Here is a 21167-nt window from a genome sequence, read left to right on the forward strand (position 1 = left end):
GACCTCCATTTCAATAGATGTATGAAAAATCTGCGCAATGCAGCATCATTATTTGTTTGCCTACCCCATGTCTACCCCGCATTTTTCCGTATTAACGTACATTCTTTTTCCATATTTCCCATATTGATTGAAAGAGTCCGACCATCTGCTACGTCTCAGGTCTTATTTAAAAATAAAGCTGAGGCTCGTTATAGCATTTACACAATACAGGTAAGATGAAATCAAGAAAGGAGGAAACGAAAATGAAAAAACTTGGATTACTGATAGCAGGTGGAATTGCAGCCATGGTGCTGATTTCAAATCTGGGCCCGATCGTGGGTCTGGCAGTAAGTGCGGCGATTCTATACTTTGTGTTTAAACAATTTATAAAAGCAGAAAGCACGATGGCAAAAATCGGCTATGGAATCATTGGGTTCATCGCTTTGATGGCCACGGCTTCCAACTTTCCGGCAATCTTAGGGCTTGCAGCTGCATACGTTCTTTATCTGGTCTATAAAAAGTGGAACGATTCAAGCTCAAGTGTAATGGAAGAAGACAATGACCCTTTTGCTAACTTTGAAAAGCAATGGGCGGATTTAAACAGAAACTAAAAAAGGAGAGATAGAAATGGCAAACCTATTAACGAGAATCAAAGATACAGTAATGGCAGACCTTCATGAAGCATTGGATAAAAAGGAGAAAAAGAATCCAATCTCACTCTTAAACCAATACCTTCGTGAATGTGAGCGTGAAACCGAAAAGGTCCGCAAGCTTTTGGAACGTCAGTATACATTGAAGGAAGAGTTTACCCGAGAATACGAACAGGCGAAAAACCTTGCAGACAAACGCAAGCGCCAGGCAGAGGTTGCCACGCAGGCTGGTGAAGAAGAACTCTATCAGTTTGCAGCTCAGGAGCAAATGCAGTATGAAGAGCGTGCCAGCCGTTTGAAGGATCTCCTGAACCAGGCAGTACAGCAAATGGGTGATCTTGAAAGAAAATACGAGGAAATGAAGCACAAACTGAAGGATATGCACATCCGCCGCATGGAGCTGATGGGCCGTGAAAACATCACACGTGCCAACCACCAAATGGATAAAGTGCTTGATCAAAACAATGATAAGTCCTTTACAAGATTCCAGGAAATCGAATCCTATCTTGACCGTCTTGAACACCAGGTGAAAAGCTCCTATCACCGCAGCACAATCGATGCCCGCATCGCCCAGCTGGAAAAAGAGATGGAGAAGAAGCCTGTATTGTAATTGTTTCAGATAAAACTAAGCTAGAAAAAGTCTGAAATAAACAAAATACAAAAATTAATCCTGGCCTGTAATATCTTTTTCCCAAAAAAGATAAAAACTCTTTCTATTTTATGAACAAAAAATGGTATTCTAAAAAGGCGTAGGGATACTGCGCCTTTTAAAGTCTATAACTGTCTAGCTTTGTCTAGCTCCAGCGCCTACCTCTCGAGGTCACAAGCATGTCTTGTTGCGGCTCCTAGGGACTCGGGGTCATAAGCCGTTTCCTTTCAGAAGTAAGAACGCCTTCTTACAGGAACCGTCTTATGCCTGAGGCCCGCAGGATGCGGGTCATGCAGACGTTGCCACAGGACGTGGCGCTCTTAGTCTGCGTTCCTTGAAAGGGCAGTCGCCTCCACATTTCGGGCAATCCTCCCAAAAAGGCAAAGAACGCCTTTCCGTGAGGCTCGTCTTGTGCTTGTCGGGGGTGAGCACCAAGGGAAAGCTTCCTTGGATGTTCTTCGCAGGAACAAGCGTTTTTGGCTTGTTCCGAAGGCGCTTCCGCTTTTCTTATCATTCCATATACACAGAAGGGGGGATGCCTCATGAACATTAACAACAAAAGCGATTATATGAGCTGGATTATCATATTGGGCTTTGTCTTTCTCTTTGTGGAAATAGCCTTTTTTAATAGCGGCGTGTTATTCTCTCTTCTTGTGCCAATTGGAATGGTATATATCGGAAGAAAGAGGATGCCTAAGAGCTCCGGAAAATGGCTTTTCTGGCTTGGGCTAATTTTTCTGCTCATCAATATTTTCAGCATGATGACACTGAAATTTTTCCTGCTGGCGATTCTGATTCACCTGCTGATTCAGTTTGGGCAGTCCAAAAAAGACCCTAAACGGATTCTGCCGGAGTTCAAGGAACCGGCAGTGAATCTCCAGAAGGAAACAGTCATTAAAAAGAATCCTCTTTTTTCCAATATATTTGTCGGCCAGCAAAAAACACCTGAGCAAGTATATGAATGGAATGATATAAATATCCAGACCGGCATAGGCGATACGGTCATAGACTTAAGCTATACGGTTATTCCCAAGGGAGAAACCGTTATTTTCATCCGGAACTTCATCGGAAATGTGCAGGTGCTTGTGCCCTACGACGTGGAGGTTAGTGTCAGCCATTCAGCCATTGTGGGTAAGGCCAGAATCTTCGAGCACGAAGAATCAAAGATGTTTAACCAGCTCCTTCAGCTTCAGACGCCTGGCTATGATCAATCAGGACAGCGCGTTAAGATTTTCACTTCACTTGCAGTCGGGGATATCGAGGTGAAGCGCGTATGAGTATCATTCAGCGGCAAATTGCCTGGGGAGCAGGCATGTCCCTCTTCATTCTTGCTGTCCTGACAGCTTCTTTTTTTACGATGTTTCCCATTCCCGGCTGGCGGGATCTGTGGGAAACGGAAATACTCGATATTCCGTTTATCCTATTTGTGCCGAGCATAAGTCTGGCTCTTGGCCTGATCTTTGGATTATTGTCAGGCATTTACTGGCGCCGGCAGCTTTTTGCAGTAGATACTATGCTCCACCAGGTGGAGGAAGGCCGCCAATTGGATGTGCAGGAAACAGGTAAAGAATTGCATTCCATAGCAATCAGGGCCGAGAAGATTCAAAAGCATATGGCAGATCAGGCAAAGATTTCTCAAAAGCTGGCAAATGAAAAAGCGGAAGATATCGAGAACAGGATGCAGGAAATCGTTTCCCAGGAACGGAACAGGCTTGCACGCGAGCTTCACGACTCTGTCAGCCAGCAGCTGTTTGCAGCATCCATGATGATGTCCGCTATTACTGAAACCCAGCAGGATCCGGAAGGCAGGCAGGCAAAACAGCTGAAAATGGTGGAAGAAATGATCCATCAGTCACAGCTGGAAATGCGTGCCCTGCTGCTGCACCTTCGTCCAGCGGCCCTTAAGGGCAAAAGCCTCCAGGAAGGAATTGAAGAGCTTCTGGTCGAATTGCTTCAAAAAGTATCGATGGAGATTGAATGGAAGGTAGAGAATTTTCCGCTTGATAAAGGGGTGGAAGACCATCTTTTCCGCATTCTTCAGGAAGCTGTGTCCAATACACTCCGCCATTCCAAATCGCAAAATCTTGAAGTGCTCCTGATTCAAAGAGATGATTATGCCATACTCCGTGTGGCTGATGATGGAGTCGGTTTTGATGTAGAGGAAACGAGGGCTGGCTCTTACGGTCTGCAGAATATGTATGAACGTGCCGCTGAAGTTGGCGGAAGCATGAAAATCATCAGTGTAAGAAACAAAGGAACCCGTCTTGAAGTAAAGGTTCCGATTATGTAAATAAATGTCTGCTTGAGGCAAGACTAAATTCTGAGGGTGAGGCCAATGATTAAAGTTTTATTTGTGGATGACCATGAAATGGTTCGGATTGGAGTTTCTTCCTATTTGACGGCACAGCCGGATATAGAGGTTATAGGAGAAGCGGATAACGGGAATACAGCTATTGATCTGGCACTCGAATTGAGGCCGGATATCATTTTGATGGATCTCGTTATGAAAGAAATGGACGGCATAGAAGCGACCAGAAGAATCATTGAGCAATGGCCGGAAGCTAAGATCATCATTGTGACAAGCTTCCTTGATGATGAAAAAGTGTATCCGGCTTTGGAGGCAGGAGCGACAAGCTATATGCTGAAAACTTCTAAAGCCAGTGAAATTGCTGAGGCAGTCCGCTCGACCTATCATGGACAATCGGTGCTGGAGCCCGAAGTGACCGGTAAAATGATGGTGAAAATGAGGCAGAAAAACCAGCAGCTGCCCCATGAAGAGCTGACGAGCCGCGAGATGGAAATCCTTCTTTTGATGACAGAAGGTAAAACGAACCAGGAAATTGCCGACGAACTTTTCATTGCCTTAAAAACAGTCAAAACACATGTGAGTAATATATTAAGCAAGCTGCAGGTGCAGGACAGGACCCAGGCAGTCATTTATGCCTTCAAGCACTCGCTGGTTAAATAATGTTCTGGAGAGCTAATTATGATATTAGCTCTTTTTATTTTAGCCTGAATAATGAACCAGAAAAAAATGATTCAGAATCGGCTCATAAGGGTAACAATAAAACCAAACAAAAAAATTTGGCGGTGATGAAATGTCTGTGATTGCTTTATTGAAAAAAGGAAATAAATCATCGGGGATGGCGGCAATCGGAAATACGGCACTGGCGATTGCTAAAGGGCTGGCAGCTTTTGCAAGCGGGAGCGGGGCCATGCTTGCCACAACCCTTCATTCTCTCGCTGATGCACTGAACCAAGGGTTTGTGTTTTTTGGCAGTGCGCTTGCGGAAAAGGCGCCAACCAAAAGATTCCCTACAGGATTTGGCCGGGTGATCAACTTGTTCGTATTAATTGCTGTTATCGTCATTTCCATCATGGCCTATGAAACGATACATAAAGGCTGGGAATTGATTCAGCATCCAAAGGAATCAACCGACCTCTGGCTCAATGTAGGAGTTATGCTTCTTGCCGTAGCTGTCGATGGATTTATTTTATTAAAAGCCATGAAAGAAATCGGCCATGAAACCAGGAATCCTGCCAAAGGATTTGGCATTGTGCCTGTTGCCTTTAAAAATGTCAGGCTTGCCTCCCCTCCAACACGCCTGGTCTTTTATGAAGATATTATTGCGACATTTGGTGCCTTGCTTGCCCTTGTTTCAATTTTAATTGCTCATTTTACTGGACTTTACTTCCTGGATGGGGTCGGCACAATTTTAATTGGACTGCTTCTGGTGGGCATCGCAGTGAAAATCGGATTTGAAAATACATTGGGCCTGATTGGAGTAGCTGCACCAAAAGATATTGAAGACCGTATCGCCCAAATTATTCTCGGTGATCCTCAAGTCGTGGATATTAAACAGCTGCGGCTGATACAGGAGGGAAGAAGATATCATGTGGAAGGGTACATTGAGCTAGTCGAAGGCCTCACGCTTGCCGATGCGGATGATATAAAAATTGGTGTAAGAAATCAGCTGCTTGATGACCCTGATATTAGTGATGTAACTCTTGGTATTCTTGAAACAGACCAGATTCAGACGTGGAAATAATAATGAAAAGGAAGCCTGCATTAAAGGCTTCCTTTTTTAGTGAGTATAATTTTTCCTTACCAGCGGAACCCCAGATCCTAAAAAATGCACATTATGCTGGAAAATGTAGGCTAATACCCATTGCTTTTGAATTGAAGAAATATTAAAATAAAACTAACTTATTTGAAATGGAGGTGGAGAAGAGATGATTGGAACTGTTTTGGCACGTGGTGAATGGATTGAATTCCTGACAATTTACCGTGCAATTTTTCATGGCTTTGCTGTTAACGGGACAAGTCTGTCCTTTTTTAGCAAATTTCATATGAAAACAAAACAGTGAGAACATCTCTTTAACGCGCATTTCAGGAACGGTGAAGGGGGCTTCTTCAAGCTCTCTTTTTTTTATTCCGTTTTAGGGCAGTAAAGTCCGCTTCAGGATATAAAAATCTTGATGGGGAAACTGCCGCCCGTATCATTCTGATAAAAAAGCACACAGTTTAGATGAATACCCGCGCATTTGCGGGATTCACCTAACCTATGAGCGGGAAGGACCCGCAGAATTTTATCAGAATTTACTTAGGCCATAGGAGCATGTTCCCTATGGCCTTTTTGTGTTTATTTTTAAAAATCGGAGGAACTCATATGATCGCATGCAGCGCACAGCAAATCGGAAAAAGTTACGGCGGAAATATAGTATTTGAAAATTTATCCTTTGAAATTCATGAGAGGGACAGGGTTGGTTTGACAGGAAGAAATGGAAGCGGAAAAACGACACTGTTTAAATTGCTGGCTGGAGCAGAAGTCCCGGAAACCGGCAAAATTCATTGGAGAAAGGGGTGTGAGATTGGCTATATGGCGCAAATTCCGGATTATCCGGCTAGTATGACGGCAATTGATGTTTTAAAAACAGCTTTTGCTTATTTGCTGGAGATGGAAAAAACGATGAAGAAAATGGAACAGGAGATGGCGAATGAGACGGTTCCGGATCAATTAAATAAACTTATTGGAGAGTACGGAGAACTGCAGGATCAGTTCACACTGAATAACGGCTATGAAGTGGATAGCCAGATAGACCGCATCTCACATGGCCTCAATATCAGGAGTCTTCTGAACAAGGATTTCAGCAGTCTAAGCGGTGGAGAAAAAACAAAGGTATGTCTAGGACACATGCTCCTGAAAAGCCCGAATCTGCTTCTGCTGGATGAGCCGACCAACCACCTGGATATTAAGGCAGTGGAATGGCTGGCTGATTTTATAAAGAATTATGAAGGGACAGTGGTGCTCGTTTCACATGATCGCTTTTTTTTGGATGAAACGGTCAGCAGGATTCTGGATTTGGAAGATGGAGAAATCACCCTTTATCAGACAAACTATTCAGGCTTTGTAAAAGAGAAAGAAGAAAGGCTGCTGAGAGAGTTTCAGCAATATGAAGAACAGCAGAAAAAAATCAAAAAGATGAAGGAAGCCATCAAGAGGTTAAGAGAATGGGCCAATCAATGCACCCCGCCTAACGCGGGTCTTCATAAACGGGCAAGCAGCATGGAAAAAGCTCTCCAGCGTATGGAGAAGCTGGACCGGCCTGTATTAAACCGAAAAAAAATGAATATGGATCTTGAATCATCTGAGCGGAGCGGAAAAGATGTGGTTTTAATGAAAGAAGTAAGCAAGTCTTTTGGGAGTAAGTACTTATTCCAAAACGTCAGCATGCACATCCAATTCTGCGACCGGACTTCTATTGTCGGGGATAATGGAACAGGAAAATCGACTTTGGTCAAAATGATCCTGGGAGAGCTAGAACCTGATGCAGGGGAAATTCGGAAAGGAAGCAACCTGAAAATTGGCTATTTGTCACAGCATGTTTTCTCAAATGCTAATGATCAATCGGTAATTGACACTTTTAGGGAAGGGCTGACTGTAACAGAGGGAGAGGCACGCCATATTCTGGCCGGTTTCCTCTTTTATGGCCATACTGTTTTTCGTAAAGTATCGCAATTGAGCGGCGGTGAAAGAATGAGGCTTTGCCTGGCCCAGCTCATGCACAGGGATATTAACTTTCTTATACTTGATGAACCGACCAATCATCTTGATATCGAATCTAGAGAGGTACTTGAAGAGGCACTGGAAGAATTCAATGGAACGATTTTGGCTGTCTCTCATGACCGTTATTTTATCAATCGAATATTCAGCAAAATTTACTGGATTGATCAAAAAGAACTTCATTACTATGAAGGGAATTATGATTGGGCCAGAAAGAAAATGGAGGAGAAGCGGAAAGCGGAGATTGAAGTGCCTGCTGTTAAAAAGGCAAAGATAGCGGCTGTTTCTCCGAAAAAAAATAATAAAGGGCTGGCACCAGAGGAATTAGAGTACGCAATTGAACAACTTGAGACTAGTCTCATAAAATTAGAAACGATTCTGGAAAAGGAAATGGATTTAGAGAAGCTGCAGATAGCTTATCAAGAAAAAGAAGAACTTGAAAAGCAGAGGGAAGAGCTATACGGGAAACTGGATGCTATTTTATAAAAGCGAGTGAAGGCTAACAAATGGGTTAGCCTTTTTTATGCATTTTATTGAATTAATATAAAATTATTTCAAATAAACCTTTCAGTTTTCATCTATTTCCTGTATAGTAATATACAAAAATGAATAATTATTTAAATCTGAATAATTTTACGAGATTTTCTTTTAATAATAAGATCTTTCAAAAGAAGAAACACTATTCAATATTGAATAATTTTTTCGGAGGGACTAATGAACAGCTTTTTCATGGACTGGAATAATGACAAAGAAGTCATATCTTCAATGGAAGAAGACATTATGGTAACCAATGCAGACGGCATAATTATAAAAGTCAGTAAAGGCAGCGGCAGCCATTACGGCGTTGAACCGGAATCTCTTCTTGGCGAATCTGTTTATGATCTGGAAAGAAAAGGGGTCTTCAAGCCTGCGATTACTCCTGAAGTATTAAAGAAAAAGAAAAAAGTCATACTGGTGCAAAAAGCCGGCTCAGGCAAAAAGATCCTGGTTACTGGTATTCCAGTATTCAATGAAACTGGAAAAATCGATCATATTGTCAGCTATTCCTACGATGTTTCAGAACTTCTTGTTATAAAAGAATACCTGAACAGTGTTGAGGAAGAAATGGCCAGGGTTAAGAGCGAGCTGGATCTCCTGCGCAATAAGAGCATCAAAATGGATGGCATGATAGCTGACAGCCTGGCGATGAGAAATATAGCTGAAACCATCAGAAGAATCCGGGATGTAGATGTCACAGTCCTGCTCCTGGGTGAATCAGGTGTCGGAAAATCAGCTCTCGCCAAATGGATTCATCAAAACAGTACGCGAAAAGACGGGCCGTTCATTGAAGTAAACTGCAGTGCTATTCCGGAATCCATCTTTGAAGCTGAGTTTTTCGGGTATGAAGGCGGTGCTTTTACAGGGGCAAAGAATAAAGGCAAAATGGGATTTGCTGAAATGGCAAAAGGAGGCACGCTATTTCTTGATGAAATTGGCGAACTCTCAGCCCATCTGCAGGCAAAGCTGCTGAAATTCATACAAGACAAGCAGTTTTATAGAGTAGGGGGAACAAAGCCAGTTCAGGCAGACTTTCGGCTCCTGGCAGCTACAAATAAGGATCTCGAAAAAGCAGTTGAATCCAAGGATTTCAGGCAGGACTTATTCTTCCGGCTGAACGTGGTGCCATTAAAGATTCCGCCTTTAAGGGAGAGGAAGGAGGATTTATTTGCGCTCATTCATTATTTTCTCCACTCTATCTCCAAGCGGCATAATCGGGAAAGGCAGCTGGACAGATCCCTGGTTGATCACTTGCTGCAGCTCGAATGGAAGGGAAACGTAAGAGAACTTGAAAACCTGATGGAGCGGCTTATCGTTACAAGCACCAGCCTGATGATCACGAAAGAGGACCTGCCTTATGAATACCATATGCAAGGAAAAAAAGATGGTTTTATAGATTATGAGGGTCAATCTCTCCCTTCTATTTTGGAAGAAGTAGAGAAGAAAGTATTAATCAATGCAAGGAAGCGTTACCGAACCACTACAGAAATAGCGGGTGCCTTGGGGATCAGTCAGCCTTCAGTAGTAAGAAAATTAAAAAAATATGATTGTTAATACATACTTTGGCATGAATATTGCATTAAAGAATAGCAGAGAAAACATAGCATTTACATCTATGCAGGATTCAGGAGGGGAAAGTATGAACGGAGAAAATTGGAGTCATCTTGTCGGAAACATTTCAAACTTATTGGCGCCAAGCATGGCAAAGGATCACCCGAATTTGCCGGTGGTCAAGGCAGAAGGCTGCTATTACTACGGAGTCGACGGAAAAGAGTATTTGGATTTTACATCAGGCATCGCAGTGGAAAATGTCGGACATCGCCATCCAAAGGTTGTACAGGCCATTAAAGACAGTGCAGACCATTTGGTGCACGGCCCGTCAGGCGTTATCATCTATGAATCGATTTTGCGGCTCGCAGATGAGCTTGGAAAAATTACGCCGGGAAATCTGGATTGCTTTTTCTTTGCGAACAGCGGGACTGAGGCAATCGAAGGAGCTATTAAGCTTGCAAAGTATGTCACGCGGAGGCCCTATGTTGTCTCCTTCACAGGCTGTTTCCATGGAAGGTCGATGGGGGCACTGAGTGTATCCACATCCAAGAGCAAATACCGCAAGTTTCAGCAGCCGTCCTGGCTGACTTATCAGCTTCCATATGCGGATGAGCGGGATTGCCCTTTTGGTGAAGATCCTGAGGAGTACTTCCCAAGAAAAATGGAAAAGGATGCTGAAACACTCTTCAAGCATCAGGTAGACCCGGAAGAAGTTGCCTGCATGATCATTGAACCGGTTCTCGGGGAAGGAGGCTATATCATTCCTCCGAAGAAATGGATGCAGAAGATCAGGGAAATCTGTGACAGGCATGGTATCCTGCTGATATTTGATGAAGTGCAAACCGGCTTTGGGCGTACTGGAGAATGGTTTGCCGCTCAGGCTTTTGATGTTGTGCCGGATATTATGGCGATTGCAAAAGGAATCGCGGCAGGACTGCCGTTAAGCGCAACTGCAGCTTCGAAGGAACTGATGGAAAAGTGGCCGCTGGGTGCACATGGAACAACCTTCGGCGGAAATCCCATTGCATGCTCTGCAGCATTGGCGTCTCTTGAAGTCCTAAAAGCGGAGAATCTTTTGGAAAACGCAAAGCAAATGGGAGAGTATGCATTAAAGAAATTACAGGATTTGAAAGCCGAACATCCTGCAATTGGCAGTGTCCGAGGTCTGGGGCTGATGATCGGCATTGAAATAATCGACCCGCAAACCGGAAAACCGGATGGAAAAGCGGTAATGGATATTCTGAACTCTTCACTTGATAAGGGAGTCCTCTTTTATCTCTGCGGAAATTCAGGGGAAGTGATTCGGATGATTCCGCCGCTTATCGTGACAAAAGAGCAAATCGACCAGGGGCTGAAAGTATTGGAAGAAGCACTTACAGAACATGAAGCTGTTGTTTCCAAATTATAAGGAGGTATGAGAATGAAAGCTGAGACAAGGGTTAAGCCGCAGGCTGTCACAGGAGAATATTGGAAATTCATCATTCCATCTTTAATTGGTTCGCTCCTATTTCTGGTTCCAGTTAAATTTCAGGGAGATGTAACGATTGGTGTTGGTATTTTAGCCTCTCTTTTAGGCAATGCGTTCAGTGAACAGATGCCTGCCATTATCATTTTTATTTTAGGGATATCGGTTTTTCTTTCCATCCTGACAAAGGCAGCAAAACCGGCATTTATACTGGATAATAAGTTTTTAAAAGGATTATTTGATACCGGCAAGTTTGGATTAACCATGAGAATCCTTGGATTCGCAGTAGGGATCATGACTTTGTTTGAGATCGGGCCTGAATTTATCTGGTCGCGGAGTACAGGCGGAGTGGTTCTCTACGACCTGGCTCCCGTTTTGCTTACGTGGTTCCTGTTTGCCGGCATCCTTTTGCCGCTTTTAGTAGAGTTTGGTTTAATGGAGTTCATAGGGGCGCTTGTCCAAAAATTTATGAGACCATTTTTTACACTTCCCGGACGGTCCTCCATCGATTGCCTTGCGTCCTGGATGGGCGCCGGAACAGTAGGTGTATTGGTAACAACGAAGCAATATGATGAAGGATTTTACACAAAAAGAGAAGCAGCGGTCATTGCAACAACCTTTTCGATTGCATCTGTTGCTTTCAGTCTTGTCGTTGCGAATGTGGTTGGTCTTGGCCATTTATTCATCCCTTTTTACTTAACCGTTTCTGCTGCCTGTGTCGTGGCAGCATTGATTATGCCAAGAATTCCGCCATTATCCCGGAAGCCGGATACTTATTATGAGCCAGTAGGACAGCAGATTGATGAAACCATTCCGGAAGGGGTTTCGAAATTGAAATGGGGATGGGAGCAGGCAATTGATAAAGCAAGGAATGCTCCGGGTCCCAAAAAGCTGTTAACCAATGGCATTGAAACCGTTTTGGATATTTGGATGGGCCTGATTCCGCTTGTGATGAGCCTGGGAGCAGCAGCCCTGATCATTGCGGAATACACGCCTGCATTTAAGTTTATTTCATACCCGCTCATCCCGGTTTTGGAGTTTATGCAATTGCCGGAAGCAGGAGCAGCAGCACAGACCATGCTTGTTGGCTTTGCTGATATGTTCCTTCCGGCCGTTATAGGGAGCGGGATTGAGAGCGAGCTGACAAGATTTGTCGTGGCGGGCCTGTCATTAACACAATTAGTATACATGTCTGAAATCGGGATCCTGATCCTGCGTTCGAACATTCCGCTGAGCTTTTTGGATTTATTCGTTATTTTTATTGAAAGAACGGTTATTACTTTACCTGTTATTGTACTGATTGCACATGTTTTTGTATTTTAGTTGAAAGGAGGGTGGCATATAGCCAGCCTCCTTTTCGTTATATTAATTTTCTTAAAAGTTCCAAAAGGGCAATATATTATCGGGGCATGTCTCATATCTTATATAGAATCTGCATTATATAAGGAGAGGCGCAATGAGTAAATTCTTCAAAGGAGTCATATTGCTTGCACTGGCGGCTTTTGCAAGCGAGTGTATAGAGTTTGTGGTAAATATGGTGCTCGCCCGGGAACTGGGGGAGAGGGGACTCGGCATGTACATGTCGATTTTGCCGACCATATTTTTGATTGTGCTGCTGGCAAGTTTTGAGCTTCCGATCTCTATTTCCAAATTCATTGCGGAAAAAGATAAAAGGTACCATCTCAGCATGCTTCATCATGTCATCAAGCTGACTATTATCTTTACAGCCATTTTGGTGCCAGCTGCAGCGGTTATTATTCCGTTTGTCAGTGTCTTTAATGAGTATCACCCGCTGCTGAGATGGGTTGTGATCGGGTTCATCCCAATCGTGTCATTTTCCTCGATTGCCAGAGGCTTTTTCATGGGCAAGCATCAAATGGGGAAAATTGCAGCCTCCAATTTTCTGCGCAAATCCGTTCAGCTCCTTCTGCTCGTGGTTCTTTACCAGGCCTTTCAATTTGATGCCAATACCGCAGTATTCATTGCTTTTTGTACTTTTGTAGGAAGTGAGATTGTTGTTTTCCTATATCTTCTGCATATGTTTATTATTCAGTATCAGCGCATTAAAAAAGAGCCATCGAGTTTTATCAGCGGTAAAAGTGTTCGGCAAAACCTTCTATCTGTCTCTGTGCCGACTACCGCTTTACGAGTTTTTCATGCCTTGACCCATGCAGTTCAGCCATTTTTGATCAAAGCGGCGCTATTTAAAGCAGGGGTGCCGGGAGAAATCGCGACAGAGCATTTTGGTATGCTTGCAGGTGTGGCCATGACAATCGGCTTTTTTCCATCCTTCATTGCCCATTCATTTTTAATTATGCTGATTCCAACTGTGTCTAAAGAATATGCGGATAAAAACCTGGATGAACTGAGGAGGCTTCTTCAGCAGGTGTTTTTTGTCACTTTTTTATACGGAATTCCTTCGGTTGGACTTTTTTACTTTTTCGCACGGCCGCTGACCGATGTGTTTTTTCATTCAACAGATGCAGCAGTGTATTTGCAGATGCTTTGGCCATTCTTTTTGCTTCACTTCTTCATTATCCCGATGCAGGCCTACTTAATCGGCCTGGGCCTGATGAAAGATGCAGCTTATCATTCAGTATGGTCCACGGTTGTTTCATTTACAGTCATGTACCTGCTTGGTTCAATGCATAGCCTGCAGATGGATGGGATCATTATGGGCATGAATACAGGAGCAGTGCTCCTCGCCATGATGCATTATGTAACAGTATGCAGGAAAATTGGGCTGACTCTGTATCTATCGCCAGCTAAGCAGTTTTACTGAAAATGAAAAAGCATCTCCCTCCCATGGGCAGATGCTATTTTTTTCCCTCATTTTTTTTCCCGAATTTGCTCTCAATTGTATGTTCATCTCCGTACAGGATAATATGATCGCCTTCCTGAAGCTCCGTCACTAGCCGTTCTTTTCTAATCTTTACGTCACCCCGCTGGATATACAGCACATTGATATCCTCATCCTCTTCGATAATATCTCCTAACTCCTTTTCCTTAAATTCACATGTTTCATCAATGAAATAATCCAATACATGATCAGTATCATCTGTAAGCAGCGCTTCTCTTATCGGGAGATCACGAAAATCATAATGTTCTTCGAGCTCATGCTCCAGTTTCCCCGAAAGATAATCCCGCATTTTAGGCATCTTTAAAATAAAAATAACCATGATTAGGGCGGCGGCAACGAACGAGATCTTAGCAGTAAAAAATTCATCTGAGAGGATGCTGCTGATTGCAGAAATAATAACTGCCAATGAGAAGGCACCAAATAAAATTAAAAAGGCTCCGAACCTTCTGCGGATCGGATGGTCGATAATCAGTTCCGATTCCCCGGTTGTAAAGCCGGTTCCTGTCAGCATGCTGATCACCTGAAATCTCGCAATATGCTTATCAAGCCCAGTATATGTGAAGATAAGGGTATGAATTTCGATAACAGCCAAAACGATTCCCAAATAAATCAGGATGAAAAGAACACCCATCTTATTTCCTCCGAAAATTTAGAATTATGTAAAAAACCTAAGGAAGCCAGTCCTTAGGTCATTGCTGTACGGTTTCGTTATAGTAATTTACTGAATACATGGCACCTTCATCTACCATTTTGTTATCTTCAATATTATGCGGGTCCGGGTGGCCAAGTTTTTCTTCAGGCACTGTATCATTTAAAAAGCGGTCTGGAAGCATGCCTTTCATCTTAACTGCAAGAGACTGAACCTTATTTCGATTGTTTTTGCTTGCCAACAATAAAATACTTGTAATGCCAACACCGGCTAAAAGATATGGATTTAACGGACGAGAATTCATGAGTATGCTCCTCCTTCAAATAATTGGATTTGTATTTCTTGGTGTATATTTACCCGGTATAATTAAATGCAAACATTTAGTCTTATTAACATTGTTTCCAGTACTAGAAATAATTACTCCTTCTAAAGGGTTTTACTAGGGCCATGAGAGGGGAATTATGTATTTATTAAAAAGGATTAGGATTCCAGGAGGAAGATGGGGATGGAAAAGGAATATAGCGAAGATAATTGGAAATGGTACCGTTATGATCATTTGGATGAAATAGAGTTTAATGAGGCCGGCGACTATAAAGAAGCATTACAGGAATGGGCCAAGAACACATCAGAGAACAAAACAAATGTAATGGAAATAGATACTTTCGTTCGTGATAAGGAATTTCTAAGCGGCTCGCTTATTTATCAGCAGAAAACGAAGGAGAAGCATGAAAATAGTTTGTTTCACTATTTTCTGACAAGGGATTTTCTCATCACAGTCAACTTTGATTCGTCTGTCATTCAGTCTGATGATTCACTGCTTTTGAAAAAAATGAATTATACCCATAATGCCATTGATGGATTTTTCGTGATTTTAGGAGAAATCCTTAGTGATAACATCCAGAAGATTGATAAATTTGAAGTACGGTTAAATGAGCTGTTATGGAAAATAAAAGAGAAGAATAATATTAACCGCCTGGAAGAAATTTATGAACTCCGTCATCAGATCCTGGTGTGGAAGAATATCATGATTCCTGTTAAGGAAATCAGGCTGGGTGTAGAAGAAACATTTGGTGATGGTGTAACAGAAGGAATTGAATTTAAAAGAACGTGCAAGCGGATTGAAAGAGGCTATACGCTGGTGCGGGAGTATCAGCAGGAAATTGATGATCTTGTTAATTTTGAAGAAATGGTATCGATGCACCGGGGAAACGAAATCGTGAAGACGCTCACGGTCATTACCACCCTTATGACTCCGATCGCAACCTGGGGAGCACTATGGGGCATGAACTTCAAAATTATGCCCGAACTGGAATGGAAGTATGGGTATTTGTTCTCCATTATCATTATCATCGCTTCTACCGCAGCCCTCTATATCATGCTTGTTAAAAAAGGCTGGATGGGTGATATCCTAAGGGGAAAAAAGAAGAATTCATTCTTTAAATAAAGGAATGCCGTTAGAATGCGGCATTCCTTTCGTTTAGTAAATGATCCAGTGTCACTTTAATCCCAGCCTCGTATGGTGTTTTAGGGAGAGTTCCAATTCTCGCTTCATATTTACTGCCGTCCAAAATAACAGGCTTCTGATTCAAATACATCAATTCTGTATATTCCCTCATCATGGGATCAAAAACACCGATGGCACGAACCATCCATTTATGGACAGGTCTGAAAGTAACGCCTCTACTAAGATGATGAGAAACAATACTGGCTATTTCTTCCCCGGTTATGGTCCCTGCACCAGGGATATTCCAGACTTCACCGTATGAGTTTCCATTCAATGCAAGTTCGGCTAACGCTTCTGCTCCATCTTTAATAAAAATGAATTCTCTGGGTATATTGGTTTTGCCGACAAACATGCCCTTATTCTTTTCAATAATCTGGCTGAGAGTATAGTGCAAGAGAGTGTTGCCTGTTTGAGGTCCGTAAAAGTCAGGGAAGTGGGCAATGATGTATGGCACACCTGAGTTTTTTATCATCTCAATTAAGGTTTGGCGTAGCTTGCCTTTTTTTGTGTGCGGATTCTTGGGAGAAACTTCGTTAGCGGGGCTGGATTGAAGGCCATAGGAATATATATTATCAGCATAAATAAAAGGCTTATGATGTCTGCGGCAAGCCTGCAGGATATTATTTAAGATAATTGAGAGTGTGGGATCCCAGTCCGGGTAAGGGATATTGATGGCATGAAAAACAGCATCTGCTTCGGACACTGTCTTTTCAACATCATTTTCATTCAGTGCATCGCCTGAATGGATAACAGCATTTGGTCCCCAGTCTTTTTTGAAGTTAAGCAGGTTTTCTTCAGACCTTGCAAAAGCGATAGTTTTAATATTTCTGCGGCATAATGCCTCTGTTAAAGCATAGCCCATACCGCCTGTTGCTCCTAAAACTGCAGCTGTTTTCATCATTCTTCATCATCCTTTTTATTTAATTGACCACTGTTCAATTAAGGGGAAAAATTAAAGAAATGCAATGTCATTTCTTTAAAAAATTGCTTTTATTAAAAATTGGGCATGTGAAGAGGCGAGTTCCTTCACTTCTTCAAATGTTGTTTCCGATCTGCAATAATGTGTGACAAAGCCGTGCAAACTTAGAAATACAGACCAAATATCCTTTATGGAAAGAGATCTTGGAGCGAGTGAATTAATCGCTTGCGCAAAATGCATATAGCTTTTATTTGGTCCTTCATTTAGATAGCTTTTCACATCATCATCACGAATTAAAAACATCAGCTCATAATGTTTTTGATGGGTCAGCCCAAATTGGATATACCCGTAAAAAATGCTGAAAAGCTTCTGTTCATTGGTATCTGCAGATTCTCCCAGCACACTGTCGAGGACTTGATCGAGCTTTTGAAAATCGGCTTCAACAATTTCGTAAAATAATTGAGCCTTATTTTTGAAATGATAATAGATGGCACCATGGCTGCACTGAAGGGTGTCCGCAATTTTTCTCATGGATGCTGCTGAATATCCTTCCTTTACAAACAGGTCACGTGCAACAGAGATGATTGCTTCTTTTGTTAGTTCGTCATGGGCTGATTTTCTTGGACTCATGGAATCACCTTTCATTATTGAACACTGGTCAATAAGATTATATGACAAAGAGGATATTTTTGGCAATGTTTTTTTACTATCTATCCAAATTATTTTTATTAGCCATCAGCTTTTGATATGCTTTAATAAAACAGGAGGGAACAACATGAGTGAGACAAAAACATGCAGAGAATCTTTTACGGTAAAAACTAGCATCGTGCTTCCGCCAGACACGAATACATATGGAACACTATTCGGCGGCAAGCTGATGGCTTATATTGATGATGTGGCAGCCATCGCGGCGATGAGGCATGGAAGGAGAAATGTCGTAACCGCATCTACAGACTCTGTTGACTTTCTTCATCCGGTTTATGAAGGCAATTCAGTCTGCCTGGAGGCTTTTGTGACCTATACAGGCAGGACATCAATGGAGATCTTCGTAAAAGTAATTGCAGAAGACCTGCTGACCGGGGACCGAAATGTGTGTGCTATGTCCTTTTTGACAATGGTTGCGGTTGACGAGAAAGGAAAGCCGACCCCGGTGCCGGCGGTTGTGCCTGAGACAGATGAAGAAAAGAGCTTATATGAATCAGCAAAAGAACGTGCGGAAATTCGCAAAAGACGGAGAAAGGACAGTGAAGCCAGGGCAAAGAAATACGGTACAGGTCTGCCTTGGTAAATAAGGGGGAGAAGAATGGGATCTAGAGTGATGCATAGCATAATCGCCAATGAAATTGCATCCAGATTGAAAATGGAAGACAGAGCAGCTTTTTTACTGGGGGGAGTAGCGCCAGACGTTATTTCTCCCAAAGATCTTTCCCATTTTTACAAAGGGAATACGGACGATTACACGCGAAGAATAGATTATAAGAGTTTCCTTGATAAATACAGGAGCAAAAGTCATTCACCTTACATCCTCGGATATTACACCCACTTAATTGCAGACCATGTCTGGCTGACAGGCTTCTATCTTTCCTGGCTGAAAAACAGAATGGAAAAAGATGAGAAAGTCTTTACCCGCTATCATAATGATTTTCGCCTATGTAATGCAAAGCTGTCTGAACATTACGGCCAAGTTAGATTTGAGATGAAAAGTGTAAAGGTGCCAGATTTAGATGAGGTTTCTGCCGATCAAGTCAGTGCTTTCATTCCTTATGTTTTAAAAGACTTCGAATATGATAAAAACGACGCTGAAAAGCCCCTTGAAGTGTTTACATTCCAGCAGATCATCGGCTACGTGGAGACATCCGTGGAGCTGGGGGCTGCCGAGTTAAAGAAACTTTCAATTGTAAAAAACTGACTCCTTATATCTTCCTATTCTGCAAGTATAATTGAACCTTTTTACACATCAGTGTCTAGTAAAATAGATTTAACTTTCAGAATATTAACTCTTATTTCTTGATTATCCTTTTCCTTCCTCTTAAGTTAGACGTGTAGAACCTAACAGAAGGAGGAAGATTATGAGAAGAGTTTTGAAAGCTAGTATTCTAATGCTTTTAAGTATTTTACTAGTTGCCGGAACCATGCCTTTAACCGGGCAGGCGAAAAAGCCAAAGCCTGATGATGGTTATGGCGGTTATAGCCAGGTTGATATCGGCAAGGATGGAATGGTGGCTTCAGCCCATCCGCTTGCGTCAAAAATTGGGGCGGATGTTTTGAAAAAGGGCGGTAATGCCATCGATGCGGCTGTCGCTGTTCAACTTGCCCTCAATGTTGTGGAACCGATGATGTCCGGAATTGGCGGCGGGGGTTTCATGATGGTCTATGATGGCAAAACGAAAGAAACCAACATCATTAACAGCCGTGAACGTGCCCCAGCCGGTGCCTCACCAGATATGTTCCTGGATGAAAACGGAAAACCGATTCCATTTGCGGAGCGTTCAACTGGCGGTACGGCTGTCGGTGTTCCCGGCACATTGAAGGGATTGGAAACGGCTCTTGAAAAATGGGGAACACGCCCTATGCAGCAGCTGATCGGTCCTGCGATTAAGCTGGCAGATAAAGGCTTTCCGATTGATTCTGTATTAGCCGATGCGATTGCCGATAATCAGGATAAGCTTGGCAGAACGGCTGCCGGCAAAGTGTTTTTGCCTAAGGGTGAACCTCTTGAAGAGGGGGACCGTCTAGTACAGAAGGATCTTGCAAAAACCCTGAAGATGATACGTGCTGGCGGAACAGACGCTTTTTATAATGGGGAAATTGCAGACGCTCTTGCTGGTGTGGTGCAGGGTTTTGGCGGATCGATGACATCTGAAGACCTTGCGGGGTATGAAGTAACTATTGACGAGCCTATTTGGGGAGATTACCAGGGATATGAAATTGCAAGCATGCCGCCTCCAAGCTCTGGCGGAGTGTTTTTGCTGCAGATGCTGAAGATTTTGGATGACTTTAATCTATCACAATATGATTTGAAATCCTGGGAAAAATATCACCTGCTAGCTGAGACCATGCATCTTGCCTATGCAGACCGCGCCGTCTATGCAGGGGATCCAGAGTTTGTAAATGTCCCGGTCAATGGGCTCCTTCACCCGGATTACATTAAAGAGCGCCAGGAACTTATCAGCCTGGATAAAGTCAACAAAAATCCTGAAGCAGGCGATCCATGGAAATATGAAGAGGGTGAAGCCGATTATGAAAGGGCTGAACAGCCGAATGACAGCCAATACGGCGAGACTACCCATTTTTCCGTAACGGACAGGTGGGGAAATGTTGTCTCTTATACGACAACGATTGAACAGGTATTCGGAACAGGAATCATGGTTCCGGGCTATGGATTAATGCTGAATAATGAGCTGACAGATTTTGATGCCGTACCAGGCGGAGCAAATGAAGTCCAGCCTAACAAGCGGCCTTTAAGCTCGATGACACCGACGATTGTCTTTGAAGATGGAGAGCCTGTACTGACAGTCGGTTCACCAGGCGGCCCAACGATTATAACATCAGTCCTGCAGACGATCCTTTACGCCATAGAATATGACATGGAGTTAAAAGCAGCAGTTGAGGAACCGCGGATCTATACAAATAACCTGAACTCCTATCGCTTTGAAGAAGGCATTCCTTCAGAAGCTATAAACGAGCTGAATGGAATGGGGCATAACTTCGGTCCGAATCCGACCACAATTGGAAACGTCCAAAGTATTTTGATCGACCGTGATAAAGGAATTTTCAAAGGAGTAGCAGATTCAAGCCGCAATGGAGCTGCCATTGGCGTTGATTTGAAAGGTAAAGGGAAGAGAAAATAAAATATATGAGAATAGCGCCTTCTCAGTAAGGTGCTATTCTTTTGCTGGGAAATGAATAGTTGTTCATTTTTCGGCAGGGATTTATCATTATTTGTTGAAATATAATTTATGCAGGCATTCATAAAAGGAGGGGGAACATGCCATGACAGTTAAAGATGAATTATACCAGCTGGCAGTTAAAATGAACGCTGATCCCGTACATATCAAGGATGAAAAAAATAGGGTATTTCAAGTGGACCTTGAGGAAAGCGGTCCCATTCAGATTTCATTAAAGGAGGGAAAAGTCATAGTGGAAGAGGGTGCTCCTCATGAGCCTGAAGTGACACTGAAACTGTCAGACAAAAACTTTTCTAAGTTATTAAAAGATGATCTCAACACGACCATGGCATTTATGACAGGCAGCCTGAAAGTATGCGGCAAAATGGGGCTAGCTCTGAAGCTGCAGGAAATTGTAAAGAAATATCAATGATAAGAAGGCAGCACCTCAA

21 protein-coding genes are annotated in these 21167 nt (G+C 42.8%); 17 read left to right on the forward strand and 4 right to left on the reverse strand.

The features are described 5' to 3' along the window. The first annotated feature begins 242 nt into the window (after window positions 1-242). The 12 genes from IRB79_RS06260 to IRB79_RS06310 all read left to right on the forward strand — a co-directional run bounded on the left by IRB79_RS06260 (window position 243) and on the right by IRB79_RS06310 (window position 13678). A complete protein-coding gene (locus tag IRB79_RS06260; protein WP_243507453.1) occupies window positions 243-590 on the forward strand; it encodes a lmo0954 family membrane protein in 348 nt (115 codons plus the stop codon). 16 nt (window positions 591-606) lie between these two features. Beyond that, window positions 607-1239 carry a PspA/IM30 family protein gene (locus tag IRB79_RS06265; RefSeq protein ID WP_243507454.1) on the forward strand — a complete coding sequence of 211 codons (633 nt, stop codon included), beginning with the start codon at window positions 607-609 and terminating at the stop codon, window positions 1237-1239. Window positions 1240-1820: 581 nt separating this feature from the next. Continuing rightward, on the forward strand, window positions 1821-2555 hold the full coding sequence (liaF, locus tag IRB79_RS06270) for a cell wall-active antibiotics response protein LiaF (RefSeq protein ID WP_243507456.1): 735 nt from the start codon (window positions 1821-1823) through the stop codon (window positions 2553-2555). Next, window positions 2552-3568, forward strand: a complete 1017-nt coding sequence (locus tag IRB79_RS06275; RefSeq protein WP_243507458.1) for a sensor histidine kinase — start codon at window positions 2552-2554, stop codon at window positions 3566-3568. Before liaF ends, IRB79_RS06275 begins: the two co-directional genes overlap by 4 nt. Before the next feature lie 45 nt (window positions 3569-3613). Beyond that, the gene (locus tag IRB79_RS06280) at window positions 3614-4246 is read left to right on the forward strand and encodes a response regulator transcription factor (protein ID WP_243507459.1); all 633 of its coding nucleotides are present in this window, start codon (window positions 3614-3616) and stop codon (window positions 4244-4246) included. Window positions 4247-4376: 130 nt separating this feature from the next. Then, the gene (locus IRB79_RS06285) at window positions 4377-5327 is read left to right on the forward strand and encodes a cation diffusion facilitator family transporter (protein ID WP_019382577.1); all 951 of its coding nucleotides are present in this window, start codon (window positions 4377-4379) and stop codon (window positions 5325-5327) included. 184 nt (window positions 5328-5511) lie between these two features. Beyond that, on the forward strand, window positions 5512-5646 hold the full coding sequence (locus tag IRB79_RS28015) for an RAxF-45 family protein (RefSeq protein ID WP_264740266.1): 135 nt from the start codon (window positions 5512-5514) through the stop codon (window positions 5644-5646). Window positions 5647-5948: 302 nt separating this feature from the next. Continuing rightward, window positions 5949-7829, forward strand: a complete 1881-nt coding sequence (abc-f, locus tag IRB79_RS06290) for a ribosomal protection-like ABC-F family protein (protein WP_243507461.1) — start codon at window positions 5949-5951, stop codon at window positions 7827-7829. Between the two features lie 228 nt (window positions 7830-8057). Further along, complete coding sequence (locus IRB79_RS06295; RefSeq protein ID WP_243507463.1) at window positions 8058-9434, forward strand: sigma-54 interaction domain-containing protein; 1377 nt, start codon at window positions 8058-8060, stop codon at window positions 9432-9434. A gap of 85 nt (window positions 9435-9519) precedes the next feature. Further along, window positions 9520-10839 (forward strand): aspartate aminotransferase family protein, encoded by a 1320-nt coding sequence (locus IRB79_RS06300; RefSeq protein WP_243507465.1) that lies wholly within the window; start codon window positions 9520-9522, stop codon window positions 10837-10839. Between the two features lie 12 nt (window positions 10840-10851). Beyond that, complete coding sequence (locus IRB79_RS06305; protein WP_243507466.1) at window positions 10852-12219, forward strand: YjiH family protein; 1368 nt, start codon at window positions 10852-10854, stop codon at window positions 12217-12219. A 133-nt stretch (window positions 12220-12352) separates the two neighbouring features. Continuing rightward, complete coding sequence (locus tag IRB79_RS06310) at window positions 12353-13678, forward strand: polysaccharide biosynthesis protein (RefSeq protein ID WP_243507468.1); 1326 nt, start codon at window positions 12353-12355, stop codon at window positions 13676-13678. 34 nt (window positions 13679-13712) lie between these two features. Here IRB79_RS06310 and IRB79_RS06315 read toward each other — a convergent pair whose 3' ends face one another. Both IRB79_RS06315 and IRB79_RS06320 read right to left on the reverse strand, forming a co-directional pair. Next, window positions 13713-14387 (reverse strand): hypothetical protein, encoded by a 675-nt coding sequence (locus IRB79_RS06315; protein WP_243507470.1) that lies wholly within the window; start codon window positions 14385-14387, stop codon window positions 13713-13715. Between the two features lie 58 nt (window positions 14388-14445). Next, window positions 14446-14709: a hypothetical protein gene (locus tag IRB79_RS06320; protein ID WP_243507471.1), complete on the reverse strand. Its 264-nt coding sequence runs from the start codon at window positions 14707-14709 to the stop codon at window positions 14446-14448. Window positions 14710-14910: 201 nt separating this feature from the next. On the opposite strand from IRB79_RS06320, the gene IRB79_RS06325 reads away from it, so the two are divergent. Continuing rightward, window positions 14911-15849: a magnesium transporter CorA family protein gene (locus tag IRB79_RS06325; protein ID WP_243507473.1), complete on the forward strand. Its 939-nt coding sequence runs from the start codon at window positions 14911-14913 to the stop codon at window positions 15847-15849. 10 nt (window positions 15850-15859) lie between these two features. Here IRB79_RS06325 and IRB79_RS06330 read toward each other — a convergent pair whose 3' ends face one another. Both IRB79_RS06330 and IRB79_RS06335 read right to left on the reverse strand, forming a co-directional pair. Then, window positions 15860-16810 carry an SDR family NAD(P)-dependent oxidoreductase gene (locus tag IRB79_RS06330; RefSeq protein ID WP_243507475.1) on the reverse strand — a complete coding sequence of 317 codons (951 nt, stop codon included), beginning with the start codon at window positions 16808-16810 and terminating at the stop codon, window positions 15860-15862. Window positions 16811-16885: 75 nt separating this feature from the next. After that, window positions 16886-17458: a TetR/AcrR family transcriptional regulator gene (locus tag IRB79_RS06335; protein WP_243507477.1), complete on the reverse strand. Its 573-nt coding sequence runs from the start codon at window positions 17456-17458 to the stop codon at window positions 16886-16888. 145 nt (window positions 17459-17603) lie between these two features. Between IRB79_RS06335 and IRB79_RS06340 the strand changes: the two genes are divergently transcribed. The 4 genes from IRB79_RS06340 to IRB79_RS06355 all read left to right on the forward strand — a co-directional run bounded on the left by IRB79_RS06340 (window position 17604) and on the right by IRB79_RS06355 (window position 21148). After that, entirely contained in the window at window positions 17604-18116 is a 513-nt protein-coding gene (locus IRB79_RS06340; protein ID WP_243507479.1) for an acyl-CoA thioesterase, read from the forward strand. Window positions 18117-18131: 15 nt separating this feature from the next. Continuing rightward, the gene (locus tag IRB79_RS06345) at window positions 18132-18737 is read left to right on the forward strand and encodes a zinc dependent phospholipase C family protein (RefSeq protein WP_243507480.1); all 606 of its coding nucleotides are present in this window, start codon (window positions 18132-18134) and stop codon (window positions 18735-18737) included. Window positions 18738-18897: 160 nt separating this feature from the next. Further along, entirely contained in the window at window positions 18898-20679 is a 1782-nt protein-coding gene (gene ggt / locus IRB79_RS06350; RefSeq protein ID WP_243507482.1) for a gamma-glutamyltransferase, read from the forward strand. A 142-nt stretch (window positions 20680-20821) separates the two neighbouring features. Beyond that, entirely contained in the window at window positions 20822-21148 is a 327-nt protein-coding gene (locus IRB79_RS06355) for an SCP2 sterol-binding domain-containing protein (protein ID WP_243507484.1), read from the forward strand. Window positions 21149-21167 lie beyond the last annotated feature (19 nt).

The sequence above is a fragment of the Cytobacillus oceanisediminis genome (genome assembly GCF_022811925.1).
Lineage (GTDB): Bacteria > Bacillota > Bacilli > Bacillales > Cytobacillaceae > Cytobacillus > Cytobacillus oceanisediminis_D.

What these genes read in the sequence shown, in the direction of transcription:
- abc-f (WP_243507461.1), top strand. Translation starts at nt 5,949, where the DNA reads ATGATCGCATGCAGCGCACAGCAAATCGGAAAAAGTTACGGCGGAAAT.
- IRB79_RS06345 (WP_243507480.1), top strand. Translation starts at nt 18,132, where the DNA reads ATGGGATCTAGAGTGATGCATAGCATAATCGCCAATGAAATTGCATCC.
- IRB79_RS06315 (WP_243507470.1), bottom strand. Translation starts at nt 14,387, where the DNA reads ATGGGTGTTCTTTTCATCCTGATTTATTTGGGAATCGTTTTGGCTGTT.
- liaF (WP_243507456.1), top strand. Translation starts at nt 1,821, where the DNA reads ATGAACATTAACAACAAAAGCGATTATATGAGCTGGATTATCATATTG.
- IRB79_RS06295 (WP_243507463.1), top strand. Translation starts at nt 8,058, where the DNA reads ATGAACAGCTTTTTCATGGACTGGAATAATGACAAAGAAGTCATATCT.
- IRB79_RS06260 (WP_243507453.1), top strand. Translation starts at nt 243, where the DNA reads ATGAAAAAACTTGGATTACTGATAGCAGGTGGAATTGCAGCCATGGTG.
- IRB79_RS06265 (WP_243507454.1), top strand. Translation starts at nt 607, where the DNA reads ATGGCAAACCTATTAACGAGAATCAAAGATACAGTAATGGCAGACCTT.
- IRB79_RS06325 (WP_243507473.1), top strand. Translation starts at nt 14,911, where the DNA reads ATGGAAAAGGAATATAGCGAAGATAATTGGAAATGGTACCGTTATGAT.
- IRB79_RS06280 (WP_243507459.1), top strand. Translation starts at nt 3,614, where the DNA reads ATGATTAAAGTTTTATTTGTGGATGACCATGAAATGGTTCGGATTGGA.
- IRB79_RS28015 (WP_264740266.1), top strand. Translation starts at nt 5,512, where the DNA reads ATGATTGGAACTGTTTTGGCACGTGGTGAATGGATTGAATTCCTGACA.
- IRB79_RS06340 (WP_243507479.1), top strand. Translation starts at nt 17,604, where the DNA reads ATGAGTGAGACAAAAACATGCAGAGAATCTTTTACGGTAAAAACTAGC.
- IRB79_RS06310 (WP_243507468.1), top strand. Translation starts at nt 12,353, where the DNA reads ATGAGTAAATTCTTCAAAGGAGTCATATTGCTTGCACTGGCGGCTTTT.
- IRB79_RS06355 (WP_243507484.1), top strand. Translation starts at nt 20,822, where the DNA reads ATGACAGTTAAAGATGAATTATACCAGCTGGCAGTTAAAATGAACGCT.
- IRB79_RS06335 (WP_243507477.1), bottom strand. Translation starts at nt 17,458, where the DNA reads ATGAGTCCAAGAAAATCAGCCCATGACGAACTAACAAAAGAAGCAATC.
- IRB79_RS06275 (WP_243507458.1), top strand. Translation starts at nt 2,552, where the DNA reads ATGAGTATCATTCAGCGGCAAATTGCCTGGGGAGCAGGCATGTCCCTC.
- IRB79_RS06285 (WP_019382577.1), top strand. Translation starts at nt 4,377, where the DNA reads ATGTCTGTGATTGCTTTATTGAAAAAAGGAAATAAATCATCGGGGATG.
- IRB79_RS06305 (WP_243507466.1), top strand. Translation starts at nt 10,852, where the DNA reads ATGAAAGCTGAGACAAGGGTTAAGCCGCAGGCTGTCACAGGAGAATAT.
- IRB79_RS06330 (WP_243507475.1), bottom strand. Translation starts at nt 16,810, where the DNA reads ATGATGAAAACAGCTGCAGTTTTAGGAGCAACAGGCGGTATGGGCTAT.
- IRB79_RS06300 (WP_243507465.1), top strand. Translation starts at nt 9,520, where the DNA reads ATGAACGGAGAAAATTGGAGTCATCTTGTCGGAAACATTTCAAACTTA.
- IRB79_RS06320 (WP_243507471.1), bottom strand. Translation starts at nt 14,709, where the DNA reads ATGAATTCTCGTCCGTTAAATCCATATCTTTTAGCCGGTGTTGGCATT.
- ggt (WP_243507482.1), top strand. Translation starts at nt 18,898, where the DNA reads ATGAGAAGAGTTTTGAAAGCTAGTATTCTAATGCTTTTAAGTATTTTA.